12 protein-coding genes are annotated in these 11,951 nt (G+C 32.8%); 11 read left to right on the top strand and 1 reads right to left on the bottom strand.

All coding sequences use genetic code 11. From position 1 onward, the window contains the following. Positions 1 to 54 precede the first annotated feature (54 nt). A complete protein-coding gene (rpmH, locus tag G558_RS0107965) occupies positions 55 to 189 on the bottom strand; it encodes a 50S ribosomal protein L34 (RefSeq protein WP_028829708.1) in 135 nt (44 codons plus the stop codon). A gap of 577 nt (positions 190 to 766) precedes the next feature. On the opposite strand from rpmH, the gene dnaA reads away from it, so the two are divergent. The 11 genes from dnaA to G558_RS0107910 all read left to right on the top strand — a co-directional run bounded on the left by dnaA (position 767) and on the right by G558_RS0107910 (position 11,701). Then, positions 767 to 2,086 carry a chromosomal replication initiator protein DnaA gene (dnaA, locus tag G558_RS0107960; protein ID WP_028829707.1) on the top strand — a complete coding sequence of 440 codons (1,320 nt, stop codon included), beginning with the start codon at positions 767 to 769 and terminating at the stop codon, positions 2,084 to 2,086. A 193-nt stretch (positions 2,087 to 2,279) separates the two neighbouring features. Beyond that, a complete protein-coding gene (dnaN, locus tag G558_RS0107955; RefSeq protein WP_028829706.1) occupies positions 2,280 to 3,371 on the top strand; it encodes a DNA polymerase III subunit beta in 1,092 nt (363 codons plus the stop codon). Between the two features lie 201 nt (positions 3,372 to 3,572). Next, the gene (gene yaaA, locus G558_RS0107950; RefSeq protein WP_028829705.1) at positions 3,573 to 3,779 is read left to right on the top strand and encodes a S4 domain-containing protein YaaA; all 207 of its coding nucleotides are present in this window, start codon (positions 3,573 to 3,575) and stop codon (positions 3,777 to 3,779) included. A 25-nt stretch (positions 3,780 to 3,804) separates the two neighbouring features. Then, the gene (gene recF, locus G558_RS0107945) at positions 3,805 to 4,875 is read left to right on the top strand and encodes a DNA replication/repair protein RecF (protein WP_028829704.1); all 1,071 of its coding nucleotides are present in this window, start codon (positions 3,805 to 3,807) and stop codon (positions 4,873 to 4,875) included. Positions 4,876 to 4,912: 37 nt separating this feature from the next. After that, positions 4,913 to 6,874 (top strand): DNA topoisomerase (ATP-hydrolyzing) subunit B, encoded by a 1,962-nt coding sequence (gene gyrB, locus G558_RS0107940; RefSeq protein WP_084502856.1) that lies wholly within the window; start codon positions 4,913 to 4,915, stop codon positions 6,872 to 6,874. Positions 6,875 to 6,907: 33 nt separating this feature from the next. Continuing rightward, positions 6,908 to 9,364, top strand: a complete 2,457-nt coding sequence (gene gyrA / locus G558_RS0107935) for a DNA gyrase subunit A (protein ID WP_028829702.1) — start codon at positions 6,908 to 6,910, stop codon at positions 9,362 to 9,364. Between the two features lie 147 nt (positions 9,365 to 9,511). Then, positions 9,512 to 9,817 (top strand): YtxH domain-containing protein, encoded by a 306-nt coding sequence (locus G558_RS12755; protein WP_036931807.1) that lies wholly within the window; start codon positions 9,512 to 9,514, stop codon positions 9,815 to 9,817. Positions 9,818 to 9,849: 32 nt separating this feature from the next. After that, positions 9,850 to 10,152: a hypothetical protein gene (locus G558_RS0107925; RefSeq protein WP_028829701.1), complete on the top strand. Its 303-nt coding sequence runs from the start codon at positions 9,850 to 9,852 to the stop codon at positions 10,150 to 10,152. Positions 10,153 to 10,154: 2 nt separating this feature from the next. Continuing rightward, entirely contained in the window at positions 10,155 to 10,478 is a 324-nt protein-coding gene (locus G558_RS0107920; protein WP_028829700.1) for an STAS domain-containing protein, read from the top strand. Beyond that, positions 10,475 to 10,897, top strand: coding sequence for an ATP-binding protein (locus G558_RS0107915; protein ID WP_028829699.1), 423 nt, complete (start codon positions 10,475 to 10,477; stop codon positions 10,895 to 10,897). Before G558_RS0107920 ends, G558_RS0107915 begins: the two co-directional genes overlap by 4 nt. Continuing rightward, the gene (locus G558_RS0107910) at positions 10,898 to 11,701 is read left to right on the top strand and encodes a SigB/SigF/SigG family RNA polymerase sigma factor (RefSeq protein WP_051188591.1); all 804 of its coding nucleotides are present in this window, start codon (positions 10,898 to 10,900) and stop codon (positions 11,699 to 11,701) included. The last annotated feature ends 250 nt before the right edge of the window (positions 11,702 to 11,951 follow it).

Raw genomic sequence — 11,951 nt, 5'->3', positions numbered from 1 at the left:
TACCTCTGACTAAATATATAACAAAAAAGGCCACAACATCACGCGGCCCTTATATTATGCAGATAGTCTTTTTCTTCCTTTTGCTCTTCTTCTTTTTAGTATGTTTTGACCATTTGATGAGCCCATTCTTTTTCTAAAACCATGCTCTCTTTTTCTTTGTCTTGTCTTTGGTTGATAAGTTCTTTTCATTTTTTCCACCCGCCTTTCATATTGCACATATTCTATTGATAGAGACTGTCTCTATTTACGCATATCATAAAAAACATTATATATTCTAGAGCCGACTATGTCAAGCTTTTCTTGATTCCAGAGGATTGATTTTTTGTTTTAAAAACAATATATATATGCATTTTTTGCTGTGTATTAGTTAATAACAACCTGTTGATAAACTCTTAAGAAATTCTATTATAAATTTTTATGACTTTTTTCACAGTTTTTTCCCCTGTATGTTAATATCTTTTTATACACTTATCCACACCTGTTAATAACTTTGTGGATAAGTAATTTGATAATTATAAATTCTGTGTAAAATATAACTTTTTTCTTAAAAATCAACACTTAAAATATTATTTTTTATCTATAAATTTTATCAACAGCCTGTTTATAAAATTTTAAAAAAAATTAGTTTATTATTAGTCCACAGGAATATTCTTAATTTATTTTATTTATTCTGTTTTACTTAACATGAATTATTTGCTATAATTACTCTATAACTTATCCACATTTTTTGTTGATAAGTTGTTAATATTATATATGGAGGTTAATAATGGATGCTTATGCACTATGGGAGAAAATAATAGAAAGGCTCAAGGCAACAGTGTCAGAAACTTTCTTTGATTCCTTTTTCAGCAAGCTCGAACCCGTTACACTGAGGGAAACTGAACTGATTTTATTTACCAAACTTCCTTTTATAAAGGAAGTCATAGATAACAATCACAGACAGAAACTGGAATCTCTTGCCCAGGATATAGCAGGAAAATCGATAAATATAACCGTTATAACTTCTCTGGAAGAAATACCCGTAACAAACAAGAATGAGGTCCAGAAAGAAAAAATTATAAGCAGCAACCTCAACCCTAAAAATACCTTTGACAGTTTTGTAATAGGTAACAGTAACCGATTTGCACATGCTGCATGCGTCGCTGTTGCAGAGTCTCCTGCAAAAGCATACAATCCATTATTTATATATGGTGGTGTTGGACTTGGTAAAACTCACCTTATGCACGCTATAGGTCACTATATACTCAATCAGAACTCAAACGCAAAAGTACTCTACCTTTCATCAGAAAATTTTACAAATGAACTTATAAACTCAATAAAAGATGACAAGAATGAGGCTTTCAGAAATAAATACCGAAATGTCGACGTCCTTCTTGTAGACGATATTCAATTTATAGCAGGAAAAGAAAGTACACAGGAAGAATTTTTCCATACTTTTAATGCTCTTCACAATGCAAATAAACAAATAATCATATCAAGTGACAGGCCTCCAAAAGAAATACCTACACTTGAAGACAGATTAAGATCAAGATTTGAAATGGGTCTTATTGCTGATATACAATCACCCGACTATGAGACCAGGATTGCCATACTTAGAAAGAAGGCTCAGGAAGAAAACAAACACGTTCCTGATGAAGTCACTATTCATATAGCAAAAAATATAAAATCCAACATAAGAGAACTCGAGGGAGCTCTTATAAGAATTTTCGCATATGCTGATCTTACCAATAAAGAGATCACATATGAACTGGCATGTGAGGCGCTTAAGGATCTCATAAGCGGTAAGGTAAACAAAGAAATTAACGTCGACCTTATAAAAGAAAAAGTCTCTCAGTACTACAGCATAAAGATTTCTGACTTTAATCTTAAAAAGAGAACAAGAGAGATTGCATTTCCAAGACAAGTTGCAATGTATCTGAGTCGTGAACTTACGGACCTGTCACTTCCAAAAATTGGAGAAAGCTTTGGAGGCAAAGACCACACAACTGTCATGCATGCACATGATAAAATAAGCACTGATCTAAAAAAGAACAAAGACTTGAAAGATAAAATAGAAAATATAATTAACGATATAAAAAATAACTAAAAAAACAGGTCTTTTTATCGTTTTTTTATCCACAAAACAGCCTGAAAAAAGCGTTTTTTATCCACAGACTTATTAATAGCTGTAGATGTTCCTCCAGAATTAAGTCAAGCACTTATCCACAAATTCACAGGCCCTACTACTACTACTGTTAATAATATTTACATTATTATATTTATATTTGAGGGAGAAAAATATGAAATTTTCTATAGAACAAAAACAGTTTCAAAACGCACTTTCAATAGCACTTAAAGGGATCTCAAGTAAAAATATTATGGAAATACTCAAAGGAATATATATAGAAGCTGAAGACGATCATATAACACTTACTTCAAATAACCTTGAGATAGGTGTTAAAACCAGAGTTCAAGCAGAAGTATCAGAAAGTGGGATTGCAATAATAGAAGGAAAAATTCTTTCAGACATAGTAAGAAAACTTCCTGATGAAAAAATAACAATATCAGTAAATGACAATAATGTTGTTAAAATATCTACAAGTAAGACTAAATTTAATATAAAATCTATGATAAATAATCAGTTTCCTCAAGTTGAAGAGTTTGAAAATGATCGTTATGAGAAAATAGATATGAAGCTTTTTTCAGATATGGTAAGAAAAACTCATTTTGCAGCTTCACAAGATGAAACCAAAGGAGTTCTTACCGGTTCGCTTATAGAAATAGACAGTAACTCAATAAGCATGGTTTCTATAGATGGTTTCAGACTTGCAATTAAAAGAATACCAACTAATTATAACTTAGGAGAAAAAAAGGTAGTAGTCCCCGTAAAAACACTTCAGGAAGTAACTAAACTTTCTTCAAATGAAAATTGTGATTTAAGGATATTATTTGAAGAAAGAAACGTTTCATTTGTAATAGACAACACCATAATAAACTCAAGAGTACTAGAAGGTGAATTTCTCAACTACAAGCAGATAATTCCAAAAGAGTTCATGACTAAAATCAAGATAAACAATCATGAGTTTATTTCTTCTTTGGAAAGAGCAATGCTGGTTTCTAATAACAATCTTGTAAAACTGGTTATATCAGATGACACTGTAGTAGTAAGTGCAAAGAACAGTGAAATAGGAAATCTTGAAGAGGACATACCAGTAAACCAGCAGGGAAAAGATCTTGAGATAGCATTTAACATAAAATACTTCCTTGACTGTCTCAAAAACCTTGATGAAGAATATATATATATGAATTTTAATACCAATCTAAGTCCTTGTGTAATAAATCCAGAGTCAGATGAAGATTATACATACCTTCTTCTTCCCGTAAGACTATAAGAATATGCTTCTAGGGCAAAAAATATACAAAAAACTCAAACTAAACCATAAATGATATAAAACCACGTTTAGCATACAACGTGGTTTTATTATATAAAAAAACGCACACAGTTAAAAAATATGTTATAATATATGAGGATATGTATACAGATAAATCTATTAAAATATACAAATTAATATAAATTTGAAAAGAGGAATCTTATGGAAAAAATAAAGATTGATACAGAATTTATAAAACTTGATCAGTTTCTTAAAATGGTCGATGTAGCAGGAAGTGGCGGACAGGCAAAAATAATGGTATTTTCTGAGGAAGTAAAGGTTAACGGAGAAGTTGAAACGCAAAGAGGAAAAAAACTCAGAAGCGGAGATATAATAGAAGTGGACAACAAAAAATTTCAGATTCTGTAGTTAAAATAAAAGACAGGGTAATTATATGTTTATAAAAGAACTGGAGCTTAACAGATTTAGAAATTATGAGAGTCAGAAAATAGAATTTGAAAATGGGATAAACATAATACACGGTAATAACGGGGAAGGAAAAACAAACATCATTGAAGCTATATACCTGCTTTCTATAGGACGATCATTTAGAACATCAAGAGATAAAGAAATGATAAAACTGGGATCAGAAACTGGATATATAAAGTCCAAAATTGAAAGTATGGGAAGAGAGTTTAAAATAGAATACAGAATAAGCAAGTCTGGAAAAAAAGCCATAAAAATAAATGGTATACCTATAGATAAACTTACTCAGCTTCTTGGAATAATAAATGTTGTTATATTTTCACCTGAAGATCTTAAGCTGGTAAAAGAAGGGCCCAAAGAACGTCGTTCTTTTATAGACAGAGAAATCTCACAGATAAGGCCTAAGTACTACCAGCTCCTTAGTGTGTATCATAAAAATCTGGTTCAGAGGAATAATCTGCTCAAAAATAAAGATGTGGACAAGGTGCTTCTTGATGTCTATGATTCAACTCTTGCAGACTCAGGTTATCAGATAATGTGTTACCGTGAAGAATTTATAAATGAAATAAAAGAAATTGCACAAAAAAATCATTTGAGCATATCTTCTGGGAAAGAATTACTTGATATTGGATATGAAAAGAATGTGAATGCAGAAAATGTACAAGAATATAAAAATTTACTTAAAGAAAAACATGACGCCGATATATTTAGAAAAACAACATCTGTCGGTATACACAAAGATGATCTGGATATAAAGATAAATGGCATAGATTTAAGAAGTTATGGGTCACAAGGACAAAAAAGAAGTGCAGCTATATCTTTAAAACTTTCCGAAATAGAGCTTATAAAAAAAATAAAAGGAGAATATCCAGTAGTACTTCTTGATGATATTTTCAGCGAGCTGGACCCAAAACGCCAGCACATGCTTTTAGAGACCTTCAGTAAGACACAGACATTTGTCACAGTAGCAGAAGATATGGAAATAAATGTAAATAAGACCAAATACAGAGTTAAGAATGCAAATATAGAGAAATACTAACATTTATGTATTCAATATAAAATTAGGAGTTAATATTATGAGTGAAAAAGATTTAATTATCGAAGAGCATCATACCTTCGAAGAAGAAAACAAAGTCACAAAGGATTATGGGGCGGATCAGATTCAGGTACTTGAAGGCCTTGAGCCGGTAAGAAAAAGACCAGGTATGTATATAGGATCCACTGGACCTAAAGGACTACACCACCTTGTTTATGAGGTAGTTGACAATGCAATAGATGAGGCTCTTGCAGGTCACTGTCAAAATATTTTAGTTACTATAGAACATGACAACTCTATAACTGTTATTGACGATGGAAGAGGAATACCTGTAGAAATACATCCAAAAACAGGAAAAAGTACTCTGGAAACAGTACTCACAGTACTTCATGCAGGAGGTAAATTTGGAGCCGGTGGATACAAGGTCTCAGGCGGACTTCATGGGGTAGGAGTATCTGTAGTAAATGCACTTTCAACTGAATTTATAGCAGAAGTTAAACGTGATGGTAAAATATACAGACAGGAATTTTCTAAGGGAATAGCCCTTGGAAATATCCAGATTGTCGGAGAATCTGACTGTACAGGAACAAAGATACACTTTATGCCAGATGCAAGTATTTTCGAAGAAGTTTTATACAAATACGAGACGCTTGAATACAGACTAAGAGAGCTGGCATTCCTAAACAAGGGTATATCTATAATTCTTGAAGATAAAAGAGAAGATCATGAAAAGAGTAAAACATTTTATTATACAGGTGGAATTATAGAATTTGTAAAATATCTTAATAAAAACAAGACTTCAATACATGATGAAATAATATACTTTGAGAGAAAAATAGACACATATACTGTGGAAGTAGCTATGCAGTACACGGATGTATATATTGAAAATATTTACAGTTTTGCCAATAACATAAATACTATAGAAGGTGGAATGCACCTTACAGGTTTTAAATCAGCACTTACAAGAGCAATAAATGACTATGCAAAAAAATCAAAACTTATAAAAGATAAAGAAGACACACTTACAGGGGAAGACGTCAGAGAAGGTCTTACAGCTATTATATCTGTAAAGCTTGAAGATCCCCAGTACGAAGGACAGACAAAAACAAAACTTGGAAACCCTCCAGTAAGACAGATAGTTGATTCTATTACATTTGAGACATTTGAGGCCTTCCTTGAAGAAAATCCTCAGACGGCAAGGATAATAATTGATAAATCCCTTCGTTCACAAAGAGCCAGAGAAGCTGCAAAAAAAGCCAGAGAGCTTACTAGAAGAAAATCTATACTAGAATCTACATCTCTACCTGGAAAGCTTGCTGACTGCAGTGAAAAAGATCCTTCAAAATCGGAAATATATATAGTCGAGGGAGATTCTGCGGGAGGTAGTGCAAAAGAAGGACGAGACAGAAAGACTCAGGCTATACTTCCACTTAGAGGAAAGATACTAAACGTCGAAAAATCAAGACTTGACAGGATACTTTCATCTGAAGAGATAAGAAATATGATAACTGCATTTGGATGCGGAATAGGTGATGAATTTGACGAAGTTAAGCTTAGATATCACAAGATAGTAATAATGACCGATGCTGACGTAGACGGAGCACATATAAGAACTCTTCTTTTAACATTTATGTTCAGATATATGAAACCGCTTATAGAAAAAGGATTTGTTTATATAGCTCAGCCACCTCTGTATCAAGTGAGAAAAGGCCAAAAAGCAAGATACGCATACAATGATAAAGAGCTTAATCAATATCTTGATGAATTTGGAAGAGGAACCAATCCTACAATACAAAGATACAAAGGTCTGGGAGAGATGAATGCAGATCAGCTATGGGATACTACTATGGACCCACAATTCAGGACACTGCTCAAAGTCACAATAGAAGATGCCTCAGCAGCTGATGATACTTTTACAATGCTTATGGGAGACAAAGTAGAACCAAGGAAGAATTTCATTCAGGAAAATGCAAAATATGTAAAAAATCTTGATGTATAATATTCTTTCATAGTTATAGACAAAGGAGCAGAAATGGAAACAAATCAATTTGATAAAACCATAGATATAGATATTAAAGATGAGATGGAAAAATCTTATATAGATTATTCTATGAGCGTAATAGTGGGAAGAGCACTTCCTGACGTAAGAGATGGTCTTAAACCTGTACACAGAAGAATTCTTTTTTCTATGTCAGAGCAGGGCCTTACACCGGAAAAACCTTACAGAAAATCAGCTACCGTAGTCGGAGATGTACTCGGTAAGTATCACCCACATGGAGACTCAGCTGTTTATGAGGCCATGGTAAAAATGGCGCAAAAATTCTCAATAAGATATCCTCTGGTAGATGGTCAGGGTAACTTTGGATCAATAGATGGGGACTCAGCAGCAGCAATGCGTTATACAGAGGCAAAAATGACCAAGATGGCAGTTGAGATGCTGAAAGATCTTGATAAAGATACAGTAGACTTTATGCCCAACTTTGATGAAAGAATAAAAGAGCCCAGAGTATTGCCTTCAAGATATCCAAACCTTCTTGTAAATGGGTCAAACGGTATAGCTGTAGGAATGGCTACATCTATACCCCCACACAACCTTTCAGAAGTTATAGACGCTGTAGTAGAGCTCATAGATAATGAAGACGCTAGTGTTGAGGATTTAATGAAGCACGTAAAGGGACCTGACTTTCCAACAGGAGCAATGATATATGGAAAAACACTCATGAATCAGGCTTACAGGACAGGACGAGGAAAAGTTACGCAAAGAGCCAAGGCTGAAATAGAAGAAATGAGCAATGGTAAGAGCCAGATAATAGTCACAGAAATACCATATCAGGTGAACAAGTCAAAGCTGGTTGAAAAAATAGCAGATCTTGTTAAAGAAAAAAGAGTTGAAGGAATTACAGACCTTAGAGATGAGAGTAATAGAAAAGGTATAAGAATAGTTATAGAAACAAAAAAAGATGTAAATGCTCATGTGCTTTTAAACAATCTCTACAAATATTCACAGCTGCAGCAGACATATTCAATAATAATGCTTGCTATAGTTGATGGAGAGCCAAAAGTACTTAGTCTTGACCAGATGCTCAGACATTATCTGGATCATCAGGAAGAAGTAGTAACAAGACGTACAAAATTCGAGCTTAATAAAGCCTTAAACAGAGCCCACATAATAGAGGGACTTCTTATAGCGATAGACAACATAGATGAAGTAATAGCCATAATAAGAAGTGCATACGAAGATGCACAGGAAAGACTTATAAAGAGATTTGAACTTACAGAAATTCAAGCTCAGGCGATCATGGATATGAGACTTAGAAGACTTCAGGGACTTGAAAAAGAAAAACTCGAAGAAGAATTTAAAGTTCTCAATGAAAGGATAACATATTTCAAAGGTGTACTTGCAGACAGAAATTTACTTCTTGGAATAGTGAAAACAGAAATACTTGAAGTTAAAGAAAAATATGGAGATGCAAGAAGAACAGAAATCCTTGATCAAGAAGATGACATTGAAGATATAGACATGATAGATGATGAAGAAGTCGCAATAACTCTTACACATTTTGGATATGTAAAAAGAGTTCCTGTAGACACATATAAATCTCAAAAAAGAGGAGGAAAAGGTATAGCTTCCATGACTACAAGAGAAGAAGATTTTGCAGAAAAAATGCTTGTAACAAGCAATCATGCAAAAATAGTATTCCTTACAAACATGGGTAGAATGTACAGAATTCCTGCATATAAAATACCTCAGAGTTCAAGAACTGCCAAGGGTACAAATATAGTAAATCTCATACCTATAGAAAAAGATGAGAAAATAAATTCAATCATTGCCGTAAAAGGTTCAGCAGATAATGAAAATCTTGTTATGTGCACTAAAAACGGAATAATCAAGAAGACAGAACTTGCTCTGTTCAGAAAAAGTCAGAGAAATGGGCTTATAGCCATAACCCTGAAAGAAGACGATGAACTTATAAGTGCAAGAATAACTAAAGGCGATGAACGCATAATAGTTACAACAAGAGAAGGAAAAGCCATAGCATTTGAAGAATCACAGATAAGACAGACCGGAAGAAATACCATGGGAGTAAAAGCTATGAATATTTCAAAGACTGACAATATAATTTCTATGGAAGTTGTAGAAGAAGACAAATGCCTGCTTGTAATAACCGAAAATGGATATGGAAAACGTACAGGCATAGAGGAATATAAAATACAGACCAGAGGCGGTAAGGGAGTAAAGACCTACAACGTATCTAGTCAGACTGGTCAGATTTCAGGAGCAAGGCTTGTAGGAGAAGAAGATCAGATAATGATCATAAATTCAGACGGTACTATGATAAGAATGGAAGTTAAGCAAATTCCTAAACTCAGCAGAGTTACAAAAGGTGTTAAGCTTATGAAATCATTAGATTCTAAAATAGTTTCATTTGAAAGAATTGAAGCAAGCGAAGAATTAGAAGGAATAGAAATTGAAGAAACACAAGAATAAATAAAAGATTTGATAAATGCTCTGATTTAAGAAAGAATAAATCAGAGCATTTATCAGTAATTTAAAATAAAAACAAACAAATAAGTTTATTTATCAAATATAGAGGGTATACTATCTCATGTGAGATAAAATTTGGAGGTATTATTTATGTCAAAAAACAAAAAAAATGGATCAGATTCAAAAATTGGTGTATTTGTACTTGGAACCTCTATTGGAGTAGCTGCAGGAATGCTGCTTGCTCAAAAAACTGGATCTGAGCTCAGGAATGAAATTTCAGAAGTTGCAGAACAGCTCAAAGAAAAGGCTGTTGATATAATCGAAAATAAAGATGAGTATATCGAGACAATCAAAGATGCAGTAGATAATGCTGTAAAAAAAGATGAAATAATTAAATACGATACTCCTGACTACTATGAAAAAAAATTCGACACAAAAGAGGATGAAGGTATTTAGTTACCCAAAATAATTATCGAGGGAGAGTGACTATGATTTGGGAAGTTGGAATTCTTTTGGGCGGAATAGGGGTACTTATACTTTGTATATGTGCAGGTATGATGCTAAGAGATGCAGGCATGACACTTAAGAGTATTACAAGAATAAGTCTTGAAAAAAAAGGTGAGATTGAGAACATTATAGATCATTCTGCAGCAATAACAGAAAATCTGGACACCATAACAAACAATGCAGCAAAAGTAACATCTGTTGTTTCTATTGCCACCGAAGTTGTAAAAGCAGTGAGAAGCAAAAATACTTATAAAGAAGAATCAGAAGAAGGAGAAAAACAGTAATCATGAGCAAATTTATTGAAGCAAGCATAGATATGGATGACGATTGCATCAAACTTAAGATTTCAGGAGAGATAGATCTCAACACCATAGAAGTGCTTGAGCCTAAGCTGGAAAAAATGCTTAAGGAAAACAAAGATATACTTATTGATATGGAGAATGTAAAATTCATAGATTCTACAGGTCTTGGAATATTAGTAAAGCTATATAAAGAACAAAAACTAAAAAATAAAAAAATTACAATAATCAACACCAAAGTAAATGTGAGAAAGATTTTTAAAATAACATGCATGGAAGAAATGTTCAATCTGGGAGGAGATAATTCATGATAAACCACAGTCAGAAAAATATAATAAAGATGACTTTGCCTACGGAACCTAAATTAATATCGGTAATCAGAATGACGGCATCCTCCATAGCCAACCACATAGGATTTAACATAGAAGAAATAGAAGATGTTAAAATTGCAGTTTCAGAGGCATGTTCAAATGTAATAAAATATTCAGATGTAGAAACTTTTGACCTTTATTTTTCATCGGGAGAAGATTTTATAGAGGTCCAGGTAGAAGACAAAGGCAAAGGTTGTAATTCCGAAGAAATTAAAGATCCTATTTTCGATGAAAACAGGTCTTGCGGAGGACTGGGAATATATATAATAAAGACATTGATGGATGATGTCAAAGTAATATCTGAGGAAGAAAATGGTACAATAATTTATATGAAGAAAATTATAGGGAGAGATGAATAATTGTATAATAGTTCTGTAAGAAAAAATATAGAACTTTTTAAAAACGAAAAATATTCAAACCAAAGTACCAAAGAGCTTTTTAATGCTTACGAAAAAGATAAATGTCGGGAAATCAGAAATGAGATTGTCAACAGAAATTTATATATTGCAGAGCTTCTGGCAAAAAAATACGTAGGAAGAGGAATAGAATTTGAGGATATATTCCAGGTAGCTTCTCTGGCACTTATTCTTGCGGTCGAAAGATTCGATGTCAGCAAGGGTTTCGAGTTTTCAAGTTTTGCCACACCCACTATAATAGGAGAAATAAAAAGACACTTCCGTGATAAAGGGTGGGCTATAAAAGTTCCAAGAAAGACGCAAGAGCTTTCAATGAAGATAAATGAAACAAGAAATAAACTGGAGCAGGAGATGGGAGCGGTACCCAAAATTGAAGATATTGCAAATTATCTTAACTGTACACCAGAAGAAGTACTAGAAGCCATAGAAGCTTCTCAGTTATTTTCTATAAGGAGTCTAGACCTGCTCAAAGAAAATAAAGACAGAGATTCAGAGATGAGCTTTATTGAAATACTTGGAAAAGAAGATGAGAATTTTAATAATATAGAAAATCGTGATTTTATAGAAAGATTTATGGAAAATTTGAATGAAGTTGAGAAAAAAATACTTATAGGAAGATTTTACAAGGGTAAGACTCAAGTGGCAATAGCCAGAGAATTAGATCTTTCACAAATGACAATATCCAGGATAGAAAAAAAGATTCTGGCAAAACTCAAAGAAGAATATAAAAAGACAGTTGAATTATAAGAGCAGAATTATAGGATCGGATAAAAAACAGCTTTTTGATAGTAGAGCTGTTTTTTATCGATTAAAAGTGCGTATTTCATAATTAAAAGTGCTTATTTCATAAAATTAAACAAAAATCATTTTTAAATGTTAAACTAATAATAAGTTTAAAAACTTTCTTTAATATAATATACATGAAAAAAGACATCATATATGGGGATTTAGATGCAATTGATTAAACTGGGGGGTTTAAGATATATATTTATCCGAT

This window comes from Proteocatella sphenisci DSM 23131, from assembly GCF_000423525.1.
Taxonomy (GTDB): domain Bacteria; phylum Bacillota; class Clostridia; order Peptostreptococcales; family Filifactoraceae; genus Proteocatella; species Proteocatella sphenisci.
This window is presented reverse-complemented; position numbering and strand designations above follow the sequence as displayed.